Origin of the sequence: Streptomyces malaysiensis subsp. samsunensis (genome assembly GCF_024519315.1) — a bacterium.
GTDB classification, from domain to species: domain Bacteria; phylum Actinomycetota; class Actinomycetes; order Streptomycetales; family Streptomycetaceae; genus Streptomyces; species Streptomyces malaysiensis.
This window is the reverse complement of sequence record NZ_JANIIC010000003.1, coordinates 36,185-60,629: the sequence shown is the minus strand read 5'-3', so window position 1 is coordinate 60,629 and position 24,445 is coordinate 36,185. Positions and strand designations below refer to the sequence as shown.

At 71.0% G+C, this 24,445-nt stretch carries 16 protein-coding genes; 1 reads left to right on the top strand and 15 read right to left on the bottom strand.

Annotation, left to right across the window (positions count from 1 at the left end; genetic code table 11):
* Position 1 precedes the first annotated feature (1 nt).
* The 5 genes from NQU54_RS03080 to NQU54_RS03060 all read right to left on the bottom strand — a co-directional run bounded on the left by NQU54_RS03080 (position 2) and on the right by NQU54_RS03060 (position 7,490).
* Complete coding sequence (locus NQU54_RS03080; protein ID WP_197710473.1) at positions 2 to 1,264, bottom strand: CaiB/BaiF CoA transferase family protein; 1,263 nt, start codon at positions 1,262 to 1,264, stop codon at positions 2 to 4.
* A 36-nt stretch (positions 1,265 to 1,300) separates the two neighbouring features.
* On the bottom strand, positions 1,301 to 3,457 hold the full coding sequence (locus NQU54_RS03075; RefSeq protein WP_257629632.1) for a hydantoinase B/oxoprolinase family protein: 2,157 nt from the start codon (positions 3,455 to 3,457) through the stop codon (positions 1,301 to 1,303).
* Between the two features lie 28 nt (positions 3,458 to 3,485).
* Positions 3,486 to 5,546, bottom strand: a complete 2,061-nt coding sequence (locus NQU54_RS03070) for a hydantoinase/oxoprolinase family protein (RefSeq protein ID WP_257629631.1) — start codon at positions 5,544 to 5,546, stop codon at positions 3,486 to 3,488.
* 50 nt (positions 5,547 to 5,596) lie between these two features.
* Positions 5,597 to 6,871 (bottom strand): hydroxymethylglutaryl-CoA reductase, degradative, encoded by a 1,275-nt coding sequence (locus tag NQU54_RS03065; protein ID WP_257629630.1) that lies wholly within the window; start codon positions 6,869 to 6,871, stop codon positions 5,597 to 5,599.
* Between the two features lie 121 nt (positions 6,872 to 6,992).
* Entirely contained in the window at positions 6,993 to 7,490 is a 498-nt protein-coding gene (locus NQU54_RS03060) for an ATP-binding protein (RefSeq protein WP_167499643.1), read from the bottom strand.
* A gap of 248 nt (positions 7,491 to 7,738) precedes the next feature.
* Here NQU54_RS03060 and NQU54_RS03055 point away from each other — a divergent pair, with 248 nt between their 5' ends.
* Positions 7,739 to 9,715, top strand: coding sequence for a helix-turn-helix domain-containing protein (locus NQU54_RS03055; protein WP_257629629.1), 1,977 nt, complete (start codon positions 7,739 to 7,741; stop codon positions 9,713 to 9,715).
* Between the two features lie 35 nt (positions 9,716 to 9,750).
* Here the strand turns inward: NQU54_RS03055 and NQU54_RS03050 are convergent, their stop codons facing one another.
* The 10 genes from NQU54_RS03050 to NQU54_RS03005 all read right to left on the bottom strand — a co-directional run bounded on the left by NQU54_RS03050 (position 9,751) and on the right by NQU54_RS03005 (position 24,321).
* Positions 9,751 to 12,027, bottom strand: coding sequence for a glycoside hydrolase family 43 protein (locus tag NQU54_RS03050; RefSeq protein ID WP_257629628.1), 2,277 nt, complete (start codon positions 12,025 to 12,027; stop codon positions 9,751 to 9,753).
* Between the two features lie 107 nt (positions 12,028 to 12,134).
* Complete coding sequence (locus NQU54_RS03045) at positions 12,135 to 15,791, bottom strand: alpha-glucuronidase family glycosyl hydrolase (RefSeq protein WP_257629627.1); 3,657 nt, start codon at positions 15,789 to 15,791, stop codon at positions 12,135 to 12,137.
* Positions 15,792 to 15,854: 63 nt separating this feature from the next.
* Entirely contained in the window at positions 15,855 to 17,651 is a 1,797-nt protein-coding gene (locus tag NQU54_RS03040) for a glycoside hydrolase family 2 TIM barrel-domain containing protein (protein WP_257629626.1), read from the bottom strand.
* 58 nt (positions 17,652 to 17,709) lie between these two features.
* Entirely contained in the window at positions 17,710 to 18,324 is a 615-nt protein-coding gene (locus tag NQU54_RS03035) for a hypothetical protein (RefSeq protein WP_257629625.1), read from the bottom strand.
* Between the two features lie 8 nt (positions 18,325 to 18,332).
* Entirely contained in the window at positions 18,333 to 19,169 is an 837-nt protein-coding gene (locus NQU54_RS03030; protein ID WP_257629624.1) for a carbohydrate ABC transporter permease, read from the bottom strand.
* A complete protein-coding gene (locus tag NQU54_RS03025) occupies positions 19,166 to 20,137 on the bottom strand; it encodes a carbohydrate ABC transporter permease (RefSeq protein ID WP_257629623.1) in 972 nt (323 codons plus the stop codon). The genes NQU54_RS03030 and NQU54_RS03025 overlap by 4 nt, the downstream gene beginning before the upstream one ends.
* Entirely contained in the window at positions 20,134 to 21,468 is a 1,335-nt protein-coding gene (locus NQU54_RS03020) for an ABC transporter substrate-binding protein (RefSeq protein WP_257629622.1), read from the bottom strand. Before NQU54_RS03020 ends, NQU54_RS03025 begins: the two co-directional genes overlap by 4 nt.
* A gap of 62 nt (positions 21,469 to 21,530) precedes the next feature.
* Entirely contained in the window at positions 21,531 to 22,259 is a 729-nt protein-coding gene (locus NQU54_RS03015; protein ID WP_257629621.1) for a cupin domain-containing protein, read from the bottom strand.
* The gene (locus NQU54_RS03010; protein WP_257629620.1) at positions 22,253 to 23,176 is read right to left on the bottom strand and encodes a DUF6807 domain-containing protein; all 924 of its coding nucleotides are present in this window, start codon (positions 23,174 to 23,176) and stop codon (positions 22,253 to 22,255) included. Before NQU54_RS03010 ends, NQU54_RS03015 begins: the two co-directional genes overlap by 7 nt.
* On the bottom strand, positions 23,173 to 24,321 hold the full coding sequence (locus NQU54_RS03005) for a Gfo/Idh/MocA family protein (protein ID WP_257629619.1): 1,149 nt from the start codon (positions 24,319 to 24,321) through the stop codon (positions 23,173 to 23,175). The genes NQU54_RS03010 and NQU54_RS03005 overlap by 4 nt, the downstream gene beginning before the upstream one ends.
* Positions 24,322 to 24,445 lie beyond the last annotated feature (124 nt).

Below are 24,445 nucleotides of genomic sequence, written 5' to 3'. Positions count from 1 at the left end.
CTCAGACCACCCCCGCCTCGCGCAGGGCGCGGATGCGTTCCTCGGAGAGGTCCGCGAAGGCGCGCAGCAACTGGTCGGTGTGCTCGCCGACCTGGGGAGCGAGCCCCCGGGGCCGGGCCGGGGTGACATCGAGTTTGACCGGTGAGCCGACCATGCGCAGTGGACCGAATTCCGGGTACTCGACGTCGACGACCATGTCCCGGGCCTGGATCTGGGGATCCGCGATGACCTCCCCGATGTCCTTGATCGCGCTCAGCGGCACGAGGTCACCGGCGAGTTCCTCCAGTTCGAGCTTGGCGCGATCGGCGAACCACCTGTGCAGCAGCGGCCGCACCCGGCGCTCGTAGACCTCCGGGGTGAACCGCTTGGCCATCGTGTCGATCTCCGGGTCGGCCGCCAGCTCGGGTTCGCCGAACATCTCGCACGTCAACCGCCAGAACTTGTCGGTGTAGCCGCCGAAGAAGACGAAGCCGTCCTTGCACGGGTAGAGCTCATAGGGTTTGACGAACGGATGCTCATTGCCGAGGGGAGCCGGCACCTTGCCCTCGACGGTGTGCGAGACGACCGCGTTCTCGGTCAGGCTGAGCACCGAGTCCTGCTGGGAGATGTCCACCAGCTGCCCCTCACCGGTGCGCTCGGCATGCCGCAGCGCGGCGAGTGTGCCGATCACGGCGTAGAGCGTGGCCGACAGGTCGCCGATGATGGTGCCGACCCGGACCGGCGGGCGGTCCGGGAAGCCGTTCATCGACCACAGACCGCCCGTGGCCTGCGCGCTGTTGTCGTACGCGGGCTTGCGCCGGTACGGGCCGGTCTGGCCGTAGCCGGAGATCGCGGTGTAGACCAGCCGCGGATTGACCTTCCGCAGCTCGTCGTAGCCGACGCCCAGCTTGTCCATGGTCCCGCCACGGAAGTTCTCGACCAGGACGTCCGCGCGACCGGCGAGCGTGCGCAGCAGTTCCTTGCCCTCGGGCCGGGACAGGTCCAGGGTCATGCCGAGCTTGTTCCGGTTGTACTGGGCGAAGAACGCGCTGAACGCCTCGCCCCCGGGCGACGTCAGCAGCGGGGGGAACTCGCGCGCATAGTCCGGGTCCTTCGGATTCTCGATCTTGATGACCGTCGCTCCGAGGTCCGCGAGCATCATCGAGCAGAACGGCCCGGCGACCACCCGTGTGATGTCGAGGACCACGACCCCGCGCAGCGCCCCGCGTGCGGGACCGCCCGGCAGGACGGCACCGAGGTCGAACCCGGCGTTGAACTCCGTCACGCGACCACACCTCCTTTTTCGAATACCGCTGTGGAATCAGCCGGCCGTGGCGGCTTCGACCCGGATGCGCGCGTCGAGCAGGGTGCCGCAGCGCGGGCTGTAGAACTCCTCGAGGAGCACCCGCTGTCCGTGGCCCCGGGGGCGTACCCGGACGCCGTACTCGCCCAGCCGGTCGGCGGCCACCCGCGTGGTGACGATGGCGTCCTGCCGCCAGTCGTCCTCGGTGCTGATCAGGGCACCGCTGGCCGGGCAGTACCAGCCGTCCGCGGCACGGCGGGGCGCGGACGCCCCGGCGGCGGCGTCGGCGGTGACCGCCGCGGTCGGCTCCCCGCCGATCCGGGCGGCGCGCATCGCCTCGCGTGTGCGCGCCGTCGCGGCGGCGTCCACGGCACCGTCGGCGAGCACCACCCCGTAGACGGCGGACGCCGTGTGGTCGGTGATGTACGCGTCCCGGACGTCCTCGGCGACGCGCCGCGGGTCACGCAGGAGGGGGTCTCCGTACCCGCCGCCACCGGCGATCCACTGCACGAAGACATCGCCGGCCGAGACCTGAACCGAGGACTGGTTGATGGCCAGCGGGTCCCGTGTGTCGCAGGCGAGGCTGTCGTCGGTGGGCACGGTGCCCGCGGCGAGCAGCCCCGCGATATTGGACCGGCGCAGGATCTCGTGTCCGCTGCCCCCGCCGGGAAGCCCGCCGCCGTATCCGTCGGCGACCACCTGGGCGCTGGGGGCGAACACGGTCTGCATGGCGGAGGGCGCACCGTGCAGGGTCCAGGCGAACTCCAGCCCCAGACCGCCGCGGTGGGCCCCGTGCCCGGCGCTGGCGATGTTGAGCCGCTTCCACAGGTAGAGGACGGGATAGAGCATCTCGTTCATCTCGACGTCCGGGAGCATGTTGTTGACCTGCGTCATCATCCCGGCGCAGTCCAGACCGTCGGTGTCCGGCTGGGCTCCGGCCCCCATGCCGCCGCCGTCCATGTTGAACAGCACGAAGTACTCGCCGTCGTCCGAGGTGCCGGCCGAGATGCCGCCGGTCCAGGAGTCGGCCCACACACCCTGGGTGCGGCCGCGGACGGTCTCGTCCGCGCTGCCCCGGCAGGCGTCGTTCATCAGCTTGGTGACCAGCCGGCTGACGCGGGCGCCGGTCGTCAGGTGTCCGTTGCTGATCGGCGCCGGGGGAGTGGGGTTGACGATGGAGCCCGGCTCGGCGATGACCTCGAAGGCGGTCATGACGCCCTCGTTGAACGGCACGTCCCAGGCGAGGATGGGCACGACGGCCGTGGCGACGCTGCCGACGAGGGCTCCATAGCTACAGTTGACGAAGCCGTCGGTCTGCTCGCTGGATCCGGTGAAGTCGAACGTGATCTGCTCACCCCGCTTGGTCATGGCGCAGGCGACGCGGTACAGCTCATCGGCATGGCCGTTGTGCTCGGTCCACTCCTCGGCCGTGTACGTTCCGTCGGGGATCTTCGCGACACGGTCGCGGACCACCTGCTCGGCCAGCTCGAAGCTGAGCCGGGTGTACTCGCGGAAGTCGTCGAGCCCGAACTCCCCGATCGTGGCGAGAAGCCGCTGGATCCCGGTGTTGTTGCTGGCCACCAGGGAGCGCACATCGTTCCAGAACAGCGCGGGCACCCGGACGTTGTTCAGCAGGATGCGCCGCACCCATTCGACGGGCTCGCCCTTTTCGAAGATCTTCACTCCCGGCGGGAGCCGGAGCGCCTCGCTGTAGCAGTCATAGGCCCCGGGGGCGAAGCCGCCCGGTGTCATACCGCCGACGTCGACGAGATGGGCCTGGGACTGCGCCCACCCGATCAGCTCGTCACCGTGGAAGATCGGCGAGATCACATTGGTGTCCGGCGGGTGGCTCGCACCGGCGGTGTGCGGATCGTTGCAGATGAAGGCGTCGCCGGGGGCGAGCGGCTCACCGGCGATCTCCCGGACCAGATTCTGCACGGCGACGCTGCCGGAGCCGATGTGGAACTGGACGTAGTCGGAGTAGGCGTAGATGCGGCCGGTGGGGTCGAACAGCGCGGTGTTGAAGTCGCCGGCCTCGGTGATCACCGGCGAGCCGGACGAGCGGATCATCGCGATGCCCATCTCCTCGACGATGGAGTCCAGACGCATGCGGATGACCTCGAGCGTGACGGGGTCGAACCCGGCGGGAAGCCGGCCGGTGGCGGATTCGGTCATGTGGGTCTCCTGGATCGGGCCGTGGCGTTCAGACGGACGGCTGGAGCCGGATGAGGAAGTGGCCGGCGCCGGTCAGCTCCACCGTGGCTCCGGTGGGCACATAGACGGTGGTGTCGGGCTCCTCCAGCAGGCACGGGCCCTTCGCCCGCGCCAGCGCGGCGAAGCCCCGGTGCACCTCCACCTCGGTCCGGGCCCCGGTCGCCGGTTCGAGGATGGTGCGGCGCAGCAGTGTGTGGCTCTCCCCGTCGGCTTCCACGATCTGCCGGACCTGCTGCACATCGCTGCGGCCGACCGCGCGCACCCGGGAGTTGACCAGCAGGATGTCGGTCTCGGTCCAGGCCGTCCCGGCCCCGAACTCGGTCTCGTAGTCGGCGATGAACCGTGCGCGCAGTTCGTCCTTGTCCGCCTCGGTGAAGGTCCCGCCCTTCAGCCGCGTGGTGACCTCGAAGATCTGGCCGACGAACTTCATGTCGGCCTCGCGGTACAGCTCCCGCCGGTCCTCGGGGATGCCCTCGGCGTCGAACCACGCCCGCGCGCGCCGCTCCAGGGCCTGGAACTCGCGGTCCAGGTCGGCGGCCGGCTGCCGCATCGTCCAGGGGCTGGTCCGCACGGCGGAGAAGACGGAATCGGCGTGCATGAGCCCGTAGGCCGAGAACACCGCGGCGTTGCGGGGGATGACGAGTTCGCTCACCCCGATCTCGGCGGCGATGCTCGCGGCGAACAGGCCGCAGGCGCCGCCGAAACCGACGAGGGTGAACTCCCGCGGGTCATGGCCGCGGTTGACGGTGATCTTGCGCAGCGCGTTCGCCATCTGGGAGGTGGCCAGCCGGTACACCCCCTCGGCCGCGGCGTCCTCGGTCAGTCCGAGGGGCTCCGCGACATGGGCGCGCAGCGCCTCGCGCGCCAGGTTCTCGTACAGCTCGACGGTCCCGCCGAGGTAGTAGCCGGGGTTGATCAGGCCGAGCACGAGCGCGGCGTCGGTGACCGCGGGGCGGGTTCCGCCCTTGCCGTAGCAGGCGGGCCCGGGGGTGGAGCCCGTGCTGTGCGGGCCGACCCGGAGCAGCCCACGGCCGTCCACCCAGGCGGCGCTGCCGCCGCCGGCGCCGATCGTCTCGATGTCGACGACGGTCAGACTCGTCGGCAGACCGCCGATCTCGGCGCGTGGGAGCAGCCGGAACTCATCATCCATGATCGCGGCGGCATCCAGGCTGGTGCCGCCCATGTCGGCGGTCAGCACCCGGCGCCTGCCCAGCTGCTGCCCGAGCAGACGGGCACCGGTGACGCCGCCGACCGGCCCGGAGTTGAACATGGAGATCGGCGCCTTGCTGGTCTCCTCGACCGACAGGAACCCGCCGTGGACCTGCATGATCTGCACACGAGCACGCAGGCCGCGGGCGCGCAGCTCCTCGGCGAGGTGGTCGAAGTGCGAGGCGACGAGCGGTTTGACCGCGGCGTCGAGCGCTGTGGTGACCATGCGCTCGTACTCACGGTAGACCGGTGTCAGGCTGCTGGAGAGGGTGAACGGGACGTCCGGGTGGTGCTCCCGCAGATACCGGCCGATGGCCTGCTCATGGGCGGGGTTGCGGAAGGACCACAGCAGACATACGGCGATGGCCTCCGCGCCCGTGGCGAGCGCGGTGTCCACCGCGGCGGCGATGGTCTCCTGCCGCAGCGGCACCAGGACCTCGCCGTGGGCGTCGACGCGTTCGGCGACCTCGATGACGCGGCCGCGTTCGACGATGCCGGGCGGTGGCAGCATCTTGTGCGGGTCGCGCTCATCGGTCCGCGCCGACCGGGCGATCCGCATCGTGTCGCGGAACCCCTGCGTCGTGAGGAGCGCCACCGTGGCGTACTTCTGCTCGTCGACCGCGTTGGTGACAATCGTGTTGCCGAGCACGAACCGGTCGACGGCCGGGTAGAACTCCTCCTCGGACATGCCCGCGCGCTCCTGGAGCACGGCCAGCGCCCCCAGGATGCCGGTGGTGACGTCCTTCGTGGAGAACGCCTTCCCGCGGACCGCGCGGCCGTCGAGGACCGCGACCGCGTCGGTGAATGTGCCACCGACGTCGATACCAACCTGTAGTGCCATGTCTCAGCGTCTCCCTTGGCTCGGATGCGTGCAGGCGGTGAGGCGAGGCATCAGCCCTCGCCGCGCAGCTCGGCGAGGACCTTCTCGGCATGGTCGGCGCGCACGGCCCGGTCGGTGACCAGCCGGGCGACCACGAGCGGCAGTTCGTCGGGGGTGGCGCCGGCGGTGACGGCGACGTTGCGGGCGTGCAGCGACATATGGCCGCGCTGGATGCCCTCGGTCGCCAGGGCCCGGACCGCGGCGAGATTCTGCGCCAGGCCGACGGCGGTGATGACTTCGCCCAGCTCGCGGGCCGTGGTGACGCCGAGCAGGGCCACGGCGGCCTGTGCGACCGGGTGCACCTTGGTGGCCCCGCCGACCAGGCCGACCGCCATCGGCAGCTCCAGCGCGCCGACCAGGTTGCCGTCGGAGTCCTTCTCGAAGTGCGACAGGGACGTGTACCCACGGTACCGGCCGATCGCATGCGAGTGGGCGCCGGCTTCGACGGCGCGGGTGTCATTGCCGGTGGCCAGCACGACCGCGATGACGCCGTTCATGATCCCCTTGTTGTGGGTGGCGGCGCGGTACGGGTCCGCCTCGGCCAGGGCGGCGGCGTGCACGATGTCGTCGACCACCTCAGGCCCTCCGAGCGCCTCGGCGTCGAACACGGCACGCGCCCGGCACAGCCGCAGGTCCGCCTTGTTGCTGAGGATCCGCAGCAGCGTGCGTCCCCGGGCGATCTCCCCGACCCGTCCGGCGATCGCCTCGGCCATGGTGTTGACGGCGTTGGCGCCCATCGCGTCGCGTACGTCCACGATCAGGTGCAGCACCACATAGGTGCCTGCGGGGGCGTCGACCAGATGCACATCCACGTCCCGGACGCCGCCGCCGAACCGGAGGAGCTGTGGGTCCTGTGCGTCGGCCAGCGCGATGAGCTCCTCGCGCGCCTCGAGCAGCCGTAGCCGGGCGGTGTGCGGATCGGCGACATCGAGGACCTGGATCTGCGCCCGCATGAGCGGTTCCGTGGTCGAGGTGGTGAATCCGCCGGTGACGCGGGCGATACGGGCGGCGTTGCTGGCCGCGGCGATCACCGATGGCTCCTCGGTGGCCATGGGGATCAGATAGTCGCGGCCGTTGACGGTGAAATTGGTGGCCACGCCCAGCGGGACACCGAGGACACCTATGGCGTTCTCGACCATGTGGTCGGCCTGCTCGAGGGTGAGGCCGCGCTCGGGGTCGAGCACCTCCAGACTCTCCGGCTCGACCGCGGCACCGCGCGCGATCCGGGCGCGGCGCTCACTGATCGACAGGTCCTTCACGCCGGAAAGCCTGCTGTTGACTGCCATGGATCCTCCTGCTTTCGGTGACGAGCTCAAGGGGAGAGGGGCCCGGCGGCGCGGGCGGGCGGCGGCATGGCTGCCGGGGGCTTGACGGTCAGGGCGCCGCCGGGCGCCGCGACCGCCCGTTTCACCCGATCGGCGCCCGGCGACCGGGCAGGTCCCACGGATGTCGGGCGGGAAGCGGAATCAGCAGCTCGGCGCGGACGGCGGTGCCCTGCGGGTCCCGCTGAATCCGGCATGTCGTGGCGTAGGCGTGGACCAGGCCAAGACCCCGCCCGTCCACCATCTGGTCGGGGGGTCCGGTGCCGGGGCACCGTTCCCGCCATGTGCCGGCGTCCCTGACTTCGACGGAGGCCATCGAGCCGTCGACCGTCAGCAACAGGCTCACCTCGGCGCTTCCGCTGTGCAGCACGCTGTTGGTGACCAACTCCGTGGCGATCACGCGCAGTGCGTCGATGGTCTCCTCGGGTGCCCCCCACCGTGTCGCCACATCGCGGGTGAAGGCCCGCAGGGCGGGAACCGCCCGGGGCTCCACGCCCATGGAGCACATGGCGGACCGCTGCCGGGGCGCGGCCGCGCCGTTCCGGCGGCGGTGGGTGGGCTGGAGCAGCTGTTCATCGATCATGGTCATGTCCTGCGGTGAAGAGTCCGTCGTCACGCCGGAGAGTCGCACTGCGGTCGAGGGGGAGCCGGGCCCTGCGGTACGGCCCTGTGAACAGCAGATGTTCATTGGATGACGCCGCTGTCACACCTCAGACTGTAGATACGCCCGGTCAGAGCGACCATGTAACATGACTACACGGTGCGAAGTTTTTAATGGGTGATTCACACAGGGCTGGACCAGGGTGGACAGGGCTGGACAGGGTGGTGGACATGGGAGCACCCCGGGACACCGAACGGGCGGCACCACACACCGACGTCCCGGTGACCGCTGTCCTGGCCCTTCTCGATCTCGCCGCGAAGGGCGCCCGGGACGAGCCCGACGCCGTGACCGACCTGTTGGTCACCGAGCATCTCGACACCGCCACGGCCACCCAGGTGGGCCGCCGGGTTCGCGAGCTCCAGGGCGCGATGGCCCGGTCGCACCGGCGCGGACAGGAACTGGCCGCGCTGTTCTCCAGCGCACGGGAGCTCGCCGAACTGCACGACGTGGATCTGCTGATCACCCGGCTGGTGCAGCGGGCCCACGACCTGGCCGGCACCGATATCACCTATCTGTCCGAGTTCGACGAGACCACCCGTGAGCTGAGGGTCCGCTCCACCGCGGGGGCGGTCGCCCCGTCCTTCCAGAGGCTGCGGGTGCCGCCGCACATCGGTCTGGCCAGCAAGATCGTCGAGACCCGCGCTCCGCAGTGGACCTCACGCTACGAACAGCTGCGCGACGTGCCCCATGACGACAGCATCGACAACGCCGTCCGTGCCGAGGGCCTCGTGTCCATCGTGGGCGTTCCGCTGATCGCCGGCGGCCGGGTCCTGGGAGTGCTGTTCGCCGCCAATCGCACCGAGCACGCCTTCTCCCCGGAAGAGGTCTCGCTGTTGTCGGCCTTCGCCGACAATGTCGCCGTCGTATTGCAATCGGCCCGTCTGCTCACCCAGGCCCGGGACGCGGCGGCCGAGACACAGCGTGCCTATGACGCGCTGGCCGACCACGTCGAGGCGATGGAACGCGCCGGCCGGGTGCACGAGGAGCTGACCGCCGCGGTGCTGCGCGGAGGCGGCGCCGCGGATGTCGCGCGCACTCTGGGAGCGGCACTGGAGCGGCCCGTGGTCATCCTCGACGAGACCTACGCCGTGCTCGCCGCGTCCGACGACCGGAGCACCCCCTCGGTGATCGACCCGCCCGCCGTCCGGTTGGCGATCACCGACAGCCTGCGCTCCGGACGCTGCACTCCGCTGAGCCCGCCGACCGGGGAGTTCCACACGGCCGTCGCCGTGCTCGCCGGGGAGATGATGCTCGGCGGCCTGCTCATCGGTGACGGCGCGGTCGAACTCGGCGCGGTGGAGCAGCGGACCATCGAACGCGCCGCACAGATCACCGCGCTCCTCACCCTCAAACAGGACGCGGTCCTCCACGCCGAGGACCATGTGCGCGGTGAGCTTCTCGGCGACCTCGTCAGTCTCGACGCCCGGCGCCGCGCGAGCCTCCCCGCCCGGCTGCGCGCCCGCAGACTGCGCCCGGACGACCTGCGCACCGTCGTCATCGCCGTGGTGGCGCCCGAACAGCGCCGTGCCGCGCTGCGGGCCACCCAGACAGTGGCCGCGCCGTCCGGCCTGGCGGGCGAGGTGGACGGTGTCGTCACGCTCGTCGTACCGGAGAGCGATCCGCAACGCGCGGCGACCACCGTCCGTGACCGCCTGTGTGCCGCGATGGGGGCCGGTGAGGTGCTGACCGTGGCCGCGCCCCCCGCGGAGAGCCTGGACGAACTGAGCGCCCGTTTCACCACGGCCCGGGATTGCGGCCGGGTGCTGACCGCCCTCGGCATCGAGGCGGCCGCGGTCGCGGCCGACGCCTACCTGCCGTACACCACGCTGTTCGCCCACGACCCCACCAGCGTGCGGCAGTTCATCGACCGCACCATCGGCCCCGTCCGGCGCTGGGACGCCGAACGGGGGACCGAGCTGCTCGCCACCCTCCACCGCTTCGTGGACTGCAATGCCAGCCCCGCCCGCACCGCGCGGCTGATGGGCGTGCACAGCAACACCGTGCTCCAGCGGCTCGACAGGATCACCCAACTGCTCGGCAGCACCTGGCGGGACTCGGAGTCGTTCTTCCGCATCTCGGTGGCGGTGCGCCTGCACACCCTGTCGGAAACCCTTCAGGGCTCCTCACATCCGCTCCGGCGCGCCTGACAGGGGCCCGTCCCGGCGAGTGGAGCGGAGCGGCGTCAGGAGTAGAAGCGCACGTAGTCGAAGCGTGCGGTCACGCCCTCACCGGCCAGGGAGACGAGGCCGATGCGCGGGTCGGAGCCGGCGGGCAGATGCCAGACCCCACCCCAGATGTAGTGCTTCCCGTCCCGGCTCGTGGCCGGCTGGAATGTGTGCTCGCCGGTCTTCGGATCGACGGTGTGGCGCAGCCGCAGCCACATGGTGTCGGCCGACGGGCCCAGCTGCATCTCCGGCCAGCTGTCACGGTCCCGGCCGATCCACAGGAAAGCCTGCCGTGACGGGCCGGTCCGGGTCGGGGCCAGATGGATCGAGTCCCCCGGGCTCTGGAAGGCGATCAGCCCGGCCTGGCTGCGCCCGTCGGGGGCGTCGGTGATCGGGAAGCGCAGCTTGGTCTCGACCGTGTAGGTGCCGGCCGGAGCGTCACGAAGCAGCGCCGATGCCATGGTGCCCTTGCCGGAGAAGTCGGCATCCTGTGTGGGCCACACATACTGGCCCTCGGCGACCTTCCCGTCGGCGGGGCCGAACCACGTCCAGCCGTCCAGCCGGTCGTCGTCGAAGTCCTCGTCGTACTCCGGCAGCCGGGTTCCGATGTGGGGGTCCGGCTGTTTGACGGTCACCGGCGTGTAGAGCCGGGTCACGCCGACGTTGTCCACCTCGCCGGCGCCGCGGGTCGAGGCGACACCGCCACGGCGCCAGTCCTCGGGCACGTCCACCTTCAGCTCGGCGAGCGGCATGTCGAGCATGGCCGAGCTGACCTGTACGCGCGCCGCGCCGTCGCGGATCTCGGCCGTGAGCGAGTGCCAGGTCCGCGGATCGGCGTCGGTGTGCAGACGGGCGGTCCGCTTCCGCACCACCTTCCGGTCCCGGGTGACCTCGACGGAGAGTGTGCCATTGGAATCCAGCCAGGCCACGGCGTGGTCGGACGGACCCGAGGACGCCAGTACCAGGCCGACCCTGCCGTCGTCGTCGCGCAGCCGGATGTCGGCCTCGATCCTCACATCGCCGTCCGGGGCCCGCCGCGGCAGCAGCAGCTGCGGGACCGCGGTCCGGGACCGGCCACGGGCATAGCGTCCCGAGTCGGGATCCGAACCCGTGGCCCAGGCCCCGCGCCCGGCGGTGTCGAAGCGGCCGAGACCGTCGTCGAAGGTGCTGCCCGCGTCCCAGGTGCCCGTCTGTGCGGTCTGCCGGTCCTCGCTGGTCCAGGCGCCCGCGCGCACCGTCGGCCAGCCGTCGATCCAGTCGAGCCGGTCCATCATGGTCGGCCGTCCGCCCCAGTTGGGATCGCTCTCGTGGCGGTCGAATCCGTTGGTGAGGATCCAGTCCTGGCCCGACTTGTCGACCACGTTCGCCGAATGGCCGGTCGCGACCCACTTGTTGCCGTTCGGGGCGTTGACGATCGTGCCGCCCGGGTGCAGATCGGCCAGGCCGACGCCCTCGGCGTCCTTGAACGGGCCCATCGGGTTCCTGGCCCGCCCGACGAACACCGGATAGGCGCCCTCGTCCCGGGCGCAGCAGCCCAGGCCGGAGTAGAAGAGGTAGTACCAGCCGTCACGCTTCACCGCGTACGCGGCCTCGCCGCGCCGGGCGCCGACCACCTGCGCCGGATCGCCGACCGGCGCGGTGCCCTCCTCGTTCAGGCGCACCGCCTGGATTCCGCCGTCGCGGAACGAGCCGTAGTAGAGGTACTTCCGGCCGTCGGAGTCGACGAACACCGACGGATCGATCTGATTGACCGTCGTCCCGTACGGCAGCACGGGGCGGCCGATGTCCTTCCAGGGACCCGCCGGATGGTCCGACGTGGCCAGCGCGATGGTGTTCTTGTCGCCGCCGGCGACCGAGTAGTAGAGGTAGTACTTGCCGTTGATGTAGCGGATGTCGGGCGCCCAGTAGTAGGTGCTCGCGAAGTCGCGCCACTCCGGGTGGTTGTCGGGCCCGAAGACATCACCCACGTAGGTCCAGTTGACGAGGTCGGCCGAGCGGGTGATCGGCATGAAGTGCTGCGATTCCCAGGGACCTCCCTGGTTGTCCCGGCGCATGCTGGTCTGGGTCGCATAGGCGTACCAGTAGCCGTCCTTGGCGCGGATGATCGACGGGTCGGAGAAGGCGTCCGCCACGTTGTCCATCACGGGGTTCTGGAACGTCCCGGGCGGATCGGCGGGATCGGCCGCGGCCGGTCCCGGATGCGCACTGCCGAGGCCGAGGACCATGAGCAGGGCGAGGAGGACGGCGCCGGGTCTGCCCCGGACCGCGGGGAATCGTGCTGATGTCGAAGCCATGTCGGGAGCTCTCCTTTGTGGATACCGGATATGCCGGAGCTGTCGGAGATGCCGGGTCGCGGACCGCGCCCGGAGGAACGGACGGGTGTACGGCGCGGGGGGTGGGCTCAGACGACGACGAGGGCCGCGATGCGCCAGAGGCCGTTCAGCTTCGAGCCGGTGATCTCCAGGTCGGCGGTGCGTCCGCCGGCTCCACCGTCGAGGTCGAAGGAGAACCAGACGAAGGCGCGGCTCGGCAGGCTGTCGTCGCCGGAGCGGCCGAGGACCGTGCCGTCCTCGGAGATGGTGGTGATGCCCGAATCGGTGAGGGAGTCGCCGGTCAGCACCCACACCGTGTGCCTGCCGGCCGGCACCGGGACGCGCAGGACGATGGGCTCGCCCCGCTGCATCACGATGTCACGGCGCAGATCGTCGGCGTTGCCCCGGTCACGGGTGTTCGGCCGGTCGCCGACCCAGCCGAAGCCGCGGTCGGCGGTGTAGACGTCCTCGGGCGACAGCCTGGTGTACCCGGTCAGCAGCGGGCTGGACGGCGGGCCGGCGTCGAACGCCGCGGCCGCGTCATCGGGGTGCGGCGTGGTGACCACGGACACCGACCGGCCGCGCTCGATCTCCTCGCCGCCGCTGGTGAGCCGGATCCCGACGGTGGCGAACCCCGGAGTGGACACCGGGGTCGCGGTGACGGTCAGCTCTCGCTCGGCTCCGGCGCGGACCGTCACGGTCCGTTCGGTGCCGGACCAGCCGTCGGGGGTGACGAGGCGGGCGGTGACATCGCGGTCCTCGGTGCCGGTGTTGCGCACCAGCACCGTGACCGGGTTGGCCCGGCCCGCCCACCACACCGGATCCGCCACCGCCCGCATGACGACCAGGGACGGCACCGGGGCGCCGGGGTCCGTGACGGCGAACGCGGACAGCCGCCAGGGGCCGCCCACCCCCGTGAACGTGATGTCCGTGGTGCGGCCGGTGGCACCGCCGTCGAGGGGGAGCTCCAGCCAGGTGAAGGTTCCGCCGGGCTGCTTCGGACTGGTGGCGACCGTGGCGCCGTCCACCGCGACCCGGGTCGGCGAGGCCGTGGCACCGGTGTCACCGACCAGCGCGTACCCGGTGTGCCTGCCCGCCGGCACGGCCACGCGCAGCACCCGGGACGAGTTGTGCCAGAGGTGGTCGCGCAACAGGGGCTCGCCACCGCGGTCCCTGGCCGACGGGGCGGCGCCGACCCAGCCGTGGCCGGCCGACGCCGACCAGGCCGACTCGGGGGTCAGGGCGTCGTAGCCGGGCATCGAAGTCCCGTTCCGCGGCCCGGCGTTGAGCGCCACGTGGCATCGGCTGCCATCGGGCGCCACGACCAGGGACGGTGGCCGGCCGTCGAGCCGGGTGAGCTTCGGCGCCACGTCCAGGTCCAGGGCGGCGACGGTGCCCGGCAACGGGGGTGTGACCGGCAGTTCGAACTCGGCGATCGCGGCCCCGGCCGCGGACCGTTCGGCGGGTTCGGTGCGCCAGTCCGCCGACGGTGGCCGCAGTACGACCGTCAGGTCGCGGTTCCGCGCCGAGGCGTTGGTGACGGTGACCGGCAGGAGGTTCGGACGGCCGCCGAGCAGCACCCGTGAACCGTTCAGCGCCGCTTGCAGCCATTCCCGCCGCGCGTCGACGACGCGGCTCTTGTCGAAGAAGAAACCGACCACCGTGTCACGCCAGAACGTCGCGTGTTCCCGCTGGGCCTCGAAGCCCGCCGTGACGGCGGCATGGCGCCGCGGGTCGAGCTTCCCGGACAGTGCGCTCCACCCGGCGAGGAACCGGTCGATGTGGTCGACCCCGGTGAAGTGCGTATCGTAGATGTGCTGGATGACCGTCTTGCCCGACCGCAGTCGATGGTCGTACGGCACCCAGTGCATGAACAGCAGCAGCTCGTCGGGGCAGGTCGCCGTGGACTCGTAGTGCACCCGCCACGGCCGTGGGTAGAGCCCGGTGAAGCCGCTGCCGGTCGCCTCGGTGCGGTCGAAGCCGGTGCCCTCGGTCGTGGAGTGGTGTGACTGGAAGAGGGTGCCCAGCGGGTTCGGGTCGAGATGGTCGCCACCGGGGTCGGTGAGATAGCCCATTCCCAGCGGGGAGGTGTAGTCCTCGTACGTCCGGCGCGAGTGCGTCAGGATGTCGGCCACCACCTCGGTGACCGCCTCGTCGGTGCCGAAGGTCAGCCCGGCCCACTCCGCGGCCAGATCCCGGGGGTCGGCGTCCGGATTCCAGCACATCCTGCCGAAGGCGTAGGTGTTCGCCGCGCCCAGCAGATAGCCGGTCCAGTTGCGGGCGTTGCCGAAGTTGCTGACCCCGGCGATGCCCGCCCGCGGCGCACGGCCGTCGCCGTCCGCGAGGATGTCGGCGACGGTCGGTCCGGTGCCGGGCCCCCGCGTCGGGAAGGTCAGCACCTCCCGCCACAGCGGGGCCAGATAGGTGGTGTGGAGCGTGTGGCCGGTGTACTCCTGGGTGAGCTGGAGTTCCAGCATCTGGTTGGTGTGGCGCATCGCGCCGAACAGGGGGTGTACGGGCTCGCGGATCTGGAAGTCGATCGGTCCGTACTTGGTCTGGAGGATGACGTTGTCGTCGAACTCGCCGTCCAGCGGGGCGAACACCCGGTACTGGTACTCCGCCCAGTCGCTGAAATCCTCGTGGACGAAGCTGCGCCAGACGATCTGCCCGTTGTGCGGTGCGACCGTGCGGGCCAGCATGTTCGCGCCCTCGGCATGGGTGCGTCCGTAGTCGAGCGGGCCGGGCTGCCCCTCCGAGTTCGCCTTCACCAGGAACCCGCCGAACCCGGGCAGGCTGTTGAAGATTTCGGCGCTCTTGTCCCGCCACCACTGCTGGACCCGTCGATCGGCGGGATCGGCTGTCGTGATCGGATCGGTGTCGTGCGCGGTCAGGATCATCGGGCTGGCGTAGTTGACGGACAGCCAGGTGGAGATGGACCATGACTGGAGAAGCGCGGCCAGGGGTCTGAGTCTGGTCAGCATCTCGCCGGTGATGAAGTCGGCCCCGGCGTTCACATTGTTGAGCACCGAGGCGTTGATGCCGATCGATGCCATGGACCGCGCGTAGTCGACGAGCCGGTCGGAGATGTCCGGCAGCTTGTCCCACTCGAAGAGCGACGCGCCCGCGTAGCCACGCTCGATCGACCCGTCGACGTTGTCCCAGTGATTCATCATGCGCAGCGCGGTGCGCGGCTTCTCCGAGACGGACAGCTTGTGCAGTGGCCGCTCGAGCTGGAGCAGACGGATGAGATGGAAGACCCCGGCCAGCACGCCGCGAGCACCGCGGGCCCCGATGACCAGGCGCCGCCTGCCCGGCGGGCCGGTCATCTCGATCACGAACCCCTGCGCACCGATCCGGGCCAGCCGGTCGGGGCTCAGCTGGGAGCGCACGACCGGCGACTCGTCCACCGTGCCGATGACGACCGAGGCCCGGTCGGCGGGAACCCGGGCCGGTGCGCTGCCGGTGAGGCCCCGGGCGGCCCGCCGCAGTTCCAGCTCGGCGCTGGCCATGACCGGGCCCTCGCCCTGGCGCGCCAAACCGGCCAGGGCCTTCCGGTACTCGGCGAGCCGCCGGGCATCGGTGAGGGGGCGGTAGCGCAGCCAGAGATCGTAGCCGTCCTCATCGGAGGCGCCTGCCGATTGGGCGAAGCCGGCCGCCGTGCCCCACGGGCTCAGTACGGTGGCGAAGGCGAGGGCGGACGCCTGGAGCACTCGGCGACGACTGTACTCGTACTCGGATCGCGCCATTGCGGTTTCTCCTCTGCGGAAGAACGAAGGGAATTGCTCCGAGCCCTCGCACGGCGAGACACGCTATGCGCGGGGGCGGGTGAGAATGTCGCGCAGTTCGGCCAGGGGGATCTTCGGTTGGCGGTCCGGTGTGAGCAGGCCGTTGGTCTCTTGTTCCGTGTCGGTGAACTGGGTGTAGCAGTAGCCCGCGAGCCCGGAGTCCACCGCGGCGGTCACCAGGTCGGCGAGGCGTTTCGCGAAGTCCTCCTTCGTGGCCACGGTGTCGTAGCCGAACCACTCGGCGCCTTCGGCCGGTTCGAAGGTCGCGCCGCCGAACTCGCTGAGGACGACGGGCTGCCCCTGGTGGCGGACGCCGTCCAGGGTCAGCCGTTTGGCGCCGGGCCACTGCTCGGCGAGCTCGCCCTGCCGCAGCGAGGCGTGGCCGTAGCGCTCGCGCAGTACGTTCGCGTGCTGGGTGTAGTCGTGGACGCCCCAGATGTCGGCGGCGGAGATCTCCCAGCCGTCGTTGGAGACGGCGGGGCGGGACGGGTCCAGGGCCTTGGTGAGGTGGTACAGGGCGTCCATGAAGTGGCGCTGCGCGGGGACGAGCGCCGGGTTCGGCACGGACCAGGACTCGTTGATCGGGACCCAGGCGACGATCGAGGGGTGGCTGAGGTCGCGGGAGACGGCTTCGGTCCACTCGGCGACCACGCGCTCGACGGTCCGCGCGCCGAACGCGTACGCCGATGGCATCTCCTCCCACAGCAGCAGCCCGAGCCGGTCGGCCCAGTACAGGAAGCGCGGGTCCTCGACCTTCTGGTGGATACGCAGCCCGTTGAGGCCGATCTCCTTCGCCAGTTCGACGTCGCGGCGCAATTCCTCGGCCGAGGCCGACAGGTGCGATGCGGGCCAGTAGCCCTGCTGGAGCGCGAACCGGAGGAAGTACGGCTTGTGGTTGAGGAGGAAGACGCCGTCGTCCCAGCCGATGTCGCGCAGGCCGAGATAGGACGTCGCACGGTCCACCGGTGTGTCCTCGGCCGCGTCGCGCAGCTCCACCACCGCGTCGACGAGTTGTGGCCGCTCCGGACGCCAGAGCAGGTCGTCGAGGTCCTGCCCGTGCCGCAGGGCGGGCACCGCGACGTCGAACTCCGTCTCCTGGCCCTCGATCAGCGTCCGCTGCTCGGCGAGCACCCGCTCGCCCCGCGTGAGGCGGACCGTCACGGTGAGCGGGCGCTGCGGCCAGTGGCCGAGCCGCAGCCGGCAGCGGACGCGGGCGTGGGCGACCTCGGGGGTCCAGCGCAGAAGCGCGATGTGCTCGGCCGGGACCTCTTCCAGCCACACCGGCTGCCAGATCCCGGAGGTGCGGTGGTACCAGATGACATGCGGATCCCGGCGCCAGTCCTGCTTGCCGCGGGGCTGTGTGGCATCGAGCGGCTGGTCCTCGGCGCGGACGACGAGGATCTGCTCGCCGTCCCGGTCGACGGCGTCGGTCAGATCGCAGGTGAAGCCGGTGTGCCCGCCCTCGTGCCGTCCCACCAGGCGGCCGTTCAGCCAGACCTCGGCCCGGTGGTCGACCGCACCGAAGTGCAGCAGGAGCCGCCGCCCGGCGGTTGGCCGGGCCACGTCGATCGTGCGCCGGTACCAGAGCACGGGGTGGAAGGCGGTGTCCGCCACGCCCGAGGCCGCGGACTCGGGCGGATAGGGCACGGTGACGGTGCCGGTGAACGGTGCGGAGGTCGCCGGGTCCATCCAGCGGTCGGCGCGGCCGCGGTCCTCGTCGTCGTGGGCGAACCGCCAGGAACCGCCGAGGTCGCGCCAGTCGGGGTCGCGGATCAGCTGCGGCCTCGGATGGCCTGCGGCGTCCAGGTGCGGGAGGGGCATGCGTGAACTCCGGTGGTGTGATGCGTGGGTGGGGGATGGGGAGGTGCAGCGCCGCGGTTCAGTTCTCCTGGGCGTCCGCGGGGGAGCGGAGGTCCACGACCGTGGCGGCGAACGCCAGCGGGCCCGGCAGCAGCGGGATCAGCAGCGGAATCGACCAGGCCAGGAGCCCGCTGAGGAGCACGGCACCGGCGAGCAGGAGACTGCCGCGCGGGTTCGCGGCCGAGCGGAGCAGCGCCTCGCGTGCGGACAGGGCGTGCGGCGCCTCCAGCGCGGCCGCCCGCAGCGCCACGACCGTGGCGCCCAGGATGAGCAGCGCGAGGGCGGGCGCCATGACGGCCGCTCCGGGCAGCGCGGCGCGCATCAGCGCGGCATCGATCAGGACGACCACCACGAGCAGCGGTGGCACCAGGCCGAGGGCCGCCGACCGCGCGGACAGGTGGGCACGGAGGTGATCGACGTACGTACCGGCCCTGACCTGGACGCCGTTGCCCGCGGCCCGCCGGAGCGTCGCGGACGCGGCGGCGAACGCGGCCGGGGCCGTGACGACCGGCAGACAGGCGAGGCTGGTGAGCAGGCCGATGAGCAGCATATCGGCGAAGAGGGTGAAGCCGGAGCCGAAGACCTCTCCGGGTTCCCGGCGCTCGCGCGGGGGCGCGATGGGTGCGTGGGCCATGGTGTGCCTCACCCCTTCAGTCCGGACGTGGCCATGCCCTGCACCAGGTAGCGCTGGAAGACGAAGAAGAACAGCACGATCGGCAGCACCGAGATCACCGACATGGCGAACATGGGCCCGTACGCGGAGGTGCTGGCCTGGTCGACGAAACTGCTCAGGGCGAGGGTGATGGTGTACTTCTCCGGCGCGAAGAGATAGATCATCTGCGTGAAGAAGTCGTTCCACGTCCAGATGAACGTGAAGATGGCCGTGGTGATCAGCGCGGGCCGGGCCAGCGGCAGCGTGATGGACCAGTACGTACGGAAGGGACCGCAGCCGTCGATCCGCGCGGACTCCTCCAGCTCGCGCGGCAGACCGCGCATGAACTGGACGATGAGGAAGACGAAGAACGCCTCGGTGGCCAGGAACTTCGGCAGGATCAGCGGCCAGAAACTGTCCACCAGGCCAAGGCGGTTGAAGATGATGTACTGCGGGATCAGCACGACGTGGTGCGGCAGCATCAGCGTCGCCACCATGAAGGCGAACATCACCTTGCTCATGCGGAAGCGCAGCCGGGCGAAGGCGTAGGCGGCCAGCGAGCAGGACAGGACGTTGCCGAGGACGGCGCCCCCCGCGATCAGCAGGGTGTTGCCGAGCAGATGCGTGACGGTGACGCCCGAGACCCCGTCCAGGGCGGTCGTGTAGTTCGACCACTCCAGGTGGCTGGGCCACAGATCGAGGCTCGTCATCACCTCGTCGGCCGGCTTCAGCGAGGTGGCCAGCAGCCAGACCAGCGGATACAGCAGGACGAGCAGCGCGACGGCCGAGATCGTGTGCGGCAGCCACCGCTTCGTGGCGATGTTCATCGGCCCTCCTCGTCCGCGTAGAAGACCCAGGACCGGGAGGTCCGGAACAGGATCAGGGTGATCGCGCCGATGGCGATCAGCAGCAGCCAGGCCATCGCCGCCGCGTATCCCATATGCGAGGCCGTGAAGCCGCGCTCGTACAGGTACAGCGTGTAGAACATCGTGGAGTCGGCCGGGCCGCCGTCACCGCCGCTGATGGCGAAGGCCGGGGTGAAGACCTGGAAGGAGTTGATGACCTCCAGGACCAGGTTGAAGAAGACGACCGGGGACAGCATCGGCACGGTGATGGACACGAACTGCCGCCAGCGGCCCGCGCCGTCGAGTGCCGCGGCCTCGTAGAGGTCGGGCGAGATCTGCTGGAGGCCCGCCAGGAAGATCACCATGGGCGCGCCGAACTGCCACACCGTCAGCAGGACGATCCCGTACACCGCGAGATGGGGGTTGCCGACCCAGCCGCCGGTGTGGATGCCGACCGAGTCCAGGACGTTGGCAACGGTGCCGCCGTCGTTGAACAGCGCCTTCCACACCAGGGCGATGGACATGCTCGCGCCGAGCAGGGACGGCGCGTAGAACGCGGAGCGGTAGAAGCCCCGGCCCCGGCTGAGGTTCTTCAGCAGCATCGCCACACCGAGGGCGAGGCCCAGCTTCAGCGGGACGGCCACGACGACGTACAGCATCGTGGTGCCGACCGACCGCCAGTAGCGGGGGTCCTCGGTCAGCATCTCCTTGTAGTTGCGCAGCCCCACCCAGTGCGGCGGGTCGAACAGGTTGTAGTCCGTGAACGACAGGTACAGGGACACGACCATCGGCACGAGGGTCAGCACGACCGCGCCGATCATCCACGGGGAGAGGAACACATAGGCGGGCCACTGCCGTTCACGGACCTGGCGCCGCTTGCTCTTCCGCGGGCTCGGCCGCGTCGTGCGGGCGGCGCGTTCGGGCGCACTCGTCGTCGAGACCGTGCTCATGACTCCAGCTCCCGGTTCGCCTCGTCGATGAGTTCACGTGCCGCCTGCCGCGGTGTGGCCATGCCGTACATCACACGCTGGTAGCCCCGTTTGAACGCCGTCTGGATCGCGAGGTCGCCGGGCGGCGGTGCGGTCGGCGGGGCGTCCAGGCCGTACTTCTCCATCGTCTGCGAGTATTCGTAGATCTCCCGCTCCGGTCCCTCGAGCGTCTTGGCGACCCGGGCGGCGATCTTGCGGTTCGGCGGGGTGGACCGGGAGAAGCCGAGCATGTCGCCGGCCCGTGGGTCGTTCAGGAGGAAGTCGATCAACTGGGCCGCCTCCTTGGGGTGCTCGGTGTTCGCGCCGATGCCGAGGAGCATGGTCGGTTTGAAATACGTGCCCTGCCTGCCGCCGGTGGTGGGCACGGGCGCGAAGTGGATGTCCTCGCCGAGCAGGCCCGTGTACCCGGGGAACGGCGCGTCCCAGGTGAAGTCGGCGGCCGCGAGACGGCGGCCGATGGGGCTGGTCTCGGTGCTCTTGGCCTGCGCGGTGTCCTTGGCCTGAGCGATGGCTCCCGCCCTGCGGAGCCGGTCGCGGAACGACCAGAAGGCGGTCAGATCGTCCTCGGTGAAGCCGAGTTTCGTCTGGTTCGCGTAGAGGTTCTTGCCGCGGCTGCGCAGCCAGGTCTCGAAGACGTCCTCGTTGTCGCCGCCGTCGTTGGAACCCGTGTAGGGGCGTCCGTCGGGGGACTTCAGCCCCAGGGCGGCGATCTTCTCGTTGGCCTTCGCCCAGTCCTGCCAGGTCCAGCTGGGCCGGGGCGTGGCGATACCGGCCTTCTTGTAGACGGCGGAGTCGTAGGCGTATCCGGTGATGCCACGCCCCATGGGCAGGGCGAACTGCCTGCCCTGGTAGGTGCCGGTGCGCAGGAAGTCCTTGTCCATGTCGGAGGTGCGGACCGTCCGCTCCTCGATGACACCGTCCAGCGGCATGATCGCCTTGCCGCTCGCGTACTGGGAGATCTGCCGGTAGTCGAGCTGGACCACGTCGGGCACCCCACCGCCGGCCGCCTGGGTGGCCAGCTTCTGGAGATACGAGCCGAAGTCGCCGTTGGACGTGCGCACGGTGACACCGGGGTGTTCCTTCTCGAAGAGGCGGACCGCCTTCTCGGTGCGCGCGGCACGGTCGTCGTTGCCCCACCAGGAGAACCGGAGGGTGATGCCGGACGTGTCGCCGCTCGCGGCGGAGCACGCGGAGAGCGTGCCGGTCAGGGCGGTGCTGAGGCCGACGGCGGCAACGGCCAGGACGGCCCGGCGGCTCGGGCGTGGGAGCCGGCCGTTCGGAGGCTCGGGCATGGGGGCCTTCCAGGGGAGGAGAGGGTGTGCAGGGGAGTGCTGCGCAAGGCAGTCGGAGGGATTCAGATCCCCGGATAGACGTCCAGGCGGCCGCACATGCCGAAGCGTCCGCGTGCGGTGGGCCCGGTCGCGCCGACCCGGGCCTCGGTCAGATGCCGCTCGTCCTTGTCGCGCAGGGCGGCGAGGTGGGCCGCGGTCGCCGACGTGGCGGCCCGCGCGCCGTCGCGCCAGCGCCGCTCCCAGGCGTCCACCAGGGGGCGTACGAGATCGGCGGCGGCCCGCTGGAACTCGGCCAGCGGTTTCGGGTCCCCGCTCTCGGTGGCGTCGCGCAGCTCCAGGAACCGGCGCGTCGCCAGATCGCGGCGGGCGCGGGCGACCGCCGCCTGCTCGGCCTCGGGGACATCGGAGGGGATCCGGATCGCGTCCGCGTAGGTCTCGGCGTCGGTGAGCAGGTCGGGCGGCAGCGTGAGCACGGCGTCGCCCGCCTCGGGCAGGCCGCTGTTCTGCATGACGACGGTGATCTCCAGGCCGCCCTCGTTGACGAGGCGGTGGATCGTGCCGGGCGTGAACCAGGCCACGGTGCCCGGCTCCAGGGGAGTCTCCTGGTAGCCGGAGGTGGTCAGGGTCTGCACGGCGCCCCGGCCCGCCGTCACCACGTACCCCTCACCGCATGTGAGGTGCAGATGCGGGGTGCCGCCGCCGGGCCTGCCGTCGACGGTGGGCCAGTCGTAGACCCGCAGCCGGGACACGCCGACGGCCGCGGGGAAGCCGTCGTAGGTCGCGCTCACCATGTGTGCCGGTCCAGGTGGGCGGTGACCTGCTCGCGGTCCCAGGCGCCGTCGGCGATGGTCACGCGGTAGCCACGGGAGAGGGTGTCGCCGGGGTCGAGGACGAGCTCCTCGTGGAACGCCCAGGACGGCGCGACCGCGGCGAACGGGTCGCTGCGCACGAACCAGTGCGCCGGGTGCGTCCCCTTCTCGCCCGCGTGGTCGTTGGCCGGGGCGTGCTCGAAGACGACCGTGGCGTGGCCGTCGCGCCCGTCGTGTTCACCGACGTACGCCAGCCAGGGCGCCTGGCTGCCCATGAGGTCGCCGCCGTCCGCCTCGGCGGTGAAGACGTGGCCGTCGCGGAAGGCGCGCGGGCCCCGCCAGAACAGGCCGGTGTATCCGGCGGCCGGGCGGCCGTGGGTGGTGGGGCTGCCGAAACGCAGCGGTTCGGTACGGCGGTTGGTGACCGCCGAGGTCCATGTCAACGACCAGCTGCCGGCCCGCGGATCGACATCGCTCACCTCGATGCGGCGCTCCTCCTCGGCCCACAGCTCACCGTCGTACGGATGCCAGGTCAGCCGCTCGGCGATCACGGCCCGGCCGTCCGCGGCGGCGACCTCCTCGAAGGCGACGTGTGCCATCGAGCCGATCCGCTCCGGCAGCGCGACATACCCCTCGCCGTGGACATAGGTGTTCCCGCCCCACAGGTTCTGGCCCGACAGATGGGAGGCCGTCAGCTGGAGCCCCTTGTGCCAGCGGTGGTCGTTGGGCCGGTAGTCGGTGACGAGACCGCCGGAGAGGGTCCGGACCGGGTGGAGATACGGCTTGGGGGCCTCCCACGCGGCTTCGGGGCGGTACACATAGGCGAACAGTTCGGTGCCGGTCGCCTCGTGGGCCACGGTGATGCGGTCGCCGTGGGCGTGGGTCAGTGCGAGCGTCATACGTGGGCCTCTTCCTTGCGGGCGGTGTCCGGCGCCCAGCCCTGGGCGCCGCCGTGCAGCTCGGTGTAGTAGGGGTCGCCGGGGCCGATCTCCCCCGCGCGGACCGGGGCGTCGGTGAACGCGGACTTGTACAGGGCGGTGATGAACTCGAGCGTCTGCCGGCCGCCCGCGCCGCTGGTCGCGTGGCGGCGGCCCGCCCTGATGTCGGCCACCAGGGCGCGGAGCTGGGCCAGGTGCGAGCTGGGCTCGTCCGTGCCGAAGTCGCGCCAGGCGGCCACGGTCTCCTCGGGGACACCGGGGGCCGGGGCGATGCGCCAGTCCGCGTTGCGGTAGCCGTAGAGGTGGGTCAGTTCGATCGTGGCGAGCTCGCAGTCGATACGGATCCGGCTCACCTCGTCGGGGCTCAGCACGCTGTTGACCACGGTGGCCACGGCGCCGCTCGCGAACCGCACCTGCGCCGTCGACACGTCCTCGGTCTCCACGTCGTGCACGAGCCGCGCCGCCATCCCCCGCACCTCGCTCCAGGGCCCCATCAGGTCCAGGAGCAGATCCGTCTGGTGGATGCCGTGCCCCATGGCGGGCCCGCCGCCCTCGGTCGCCCACCGCCCGCGCCACGGAACGGAGTAGTAGGCGGCGTCCCGGTACCAGGTGGTCTGGCAGTGGGCGACGAGCGGGCGGCCGAACGCCCCGTCCCGCAGCAGCCGCCGCACATGGCGCGCGCCGGAGCCGAACCGGTGCTGGAAGACGATGGAGGCGTACGGTCCCGCGTCCCCGGGCTTCTCGGCGGTCTCGATGGCGTCGAAGTCGGCGAGGGAGGGGCACGGCGGCTTCTCGCACCACACCCAGGCGCCAGCCTCGAGCGCGGTCACCGCCTGGTCGCGGTGCACGGCGGGCGGTGTGCACAACACCACGAGATCGGGGCGCAGTTCTGCCAGGGTCGCGTCGAGGTCCGTCGAGGCGTGCGGGATCCCGGCACCGGCCGCGAACGCGCGCACCGCGTCCATGTCGACATCGACGGCGCCGACGAGCTCCACCTCGCCCGCGTCGGCGAGCGTCCGCAGCGCCGGCAGGTGGCTGGAGCGCGCGATGCCCCCGGTGCCGACCACGGCTGTGCGCAGTGGGGTGGTGGAGCGGTGCGAAGACATGCGGACCCTCTCATGAGATATGCGGTGAGCTTCGGCGCCGTGGGCACGGGCGGGCAGCCCGGACCCGTCCGACGGACAGCAGTCGGCTGCCCGCGTGACGCCCTCGGTAGCAACCGCTTGCTAT

Bases quoted from the DNA above. Each gene is read 5' to 3' on its own strand.
- NQU54_RS03075 (WP_257629632.1), bottom strand. From the start codon at position 3,457: ATGACCGAATCCGCCACCGGCCGGCTTCCCGCCGGGTTCGACCCCGTC.
- NQU54_RS03070 (WP_257629631.1), bottom strand. From the start codon at position 5,546: ATGGCACTACAGGTTGGTATCGACGTCGGTGGCACATTCACCGACGCG.
- NQU54_RS03065 (WP_257629630.1), bottom strand. From the start codon at position 6,871: ATGGCAGTCAACAGCAGGCTTTCCGGCGTGAAGGACCTGTCGATCAGT.
- NQU54_RS03060 (WP_167499643.1), bottom strand. From the start codon at position 7,490: ATGATCGATGAACAGCTGCTCCAGCCCACCCACCGCCGCCGGAACGGC.
- NQU54_RS03055 (WP_257629629.1), top strand. From the start codon at position 7,739: ATGGGAGCACCCCGGGACACCGAACGGGCGGCACCACACACCGACGTC.
- NQU54_RS03050 (WP_257629628.1), bottom strand. From the start codon at position 12,027: ATGGCTTCGACATCAGCACGATTCCCCGCGGTCCGGGGCAGACCCGGC.
- NQU54_RS03045 (WP_257629627.1), bottom strand. From the start codon at position 15,791: ATGGCGCGATCCGAGTACGAGTACAGTCGTCGCCGAGTGCTCCAGGCG.
- NQU54_RS03040 (WP_257629626.1), bottom strand. From the start codon at position 17,651: ATGCCCCTCCCGCACCTGGACGCCGCAGGCCATCCGAGGCCGCAGCTG.
- NQU54_RS03035 (WP_257629625.1), bottom strand. From the start codon at position 18,324: ATGGCCCACGCACCCATCGCGCCCCCGCGCGAGCGCCGGGAACCCGGA.
- NQU54_RS03030 (WP_257629624.1), bottom strand. From the start codon at position 19,169: ATGAACATCGCCACGAAGCGGTGGCTGCCGCACACGATCTCGGCCGTC.
- NQU54_RS03025 (WP_257629623.1), bottom strand. From the start codon at position 20,137: ATGAGCACGGTCTCGACGACGAGTGCGCCCGAACGCGCCGCCCGCACG.
- NQU54_RS03020 (WP_257629622.1), bottom strand. From the start codon at position 21,468: ATGCCCGAGCCTCCGAACGGCCGGCTCCCACGCCCGAGCCGCCGGGCC.
- NQU54_RS03015 (WP_257629621.1), bottom strand. From the start codon at position 22,259: ATGGTGAGCGCGACCTACGACGGCTTCCCCGCGGCCGTCGGCGTGTCC.
- NQU54_RS03010 (WP_257629620.1), bottom strand. From the start codon at position 23,176: ATGACGCTCGCACTGACCCACGCCCACGGCGACCGCATCACCGTGGCC.
- NQU54_RS03005 (WP_257629619.1), bottom strand. From the start codon at position 24,321: ATGTCTTCGCACCGCTCCACCACCCCACTGCGCACAGCCGTGGTCGGC.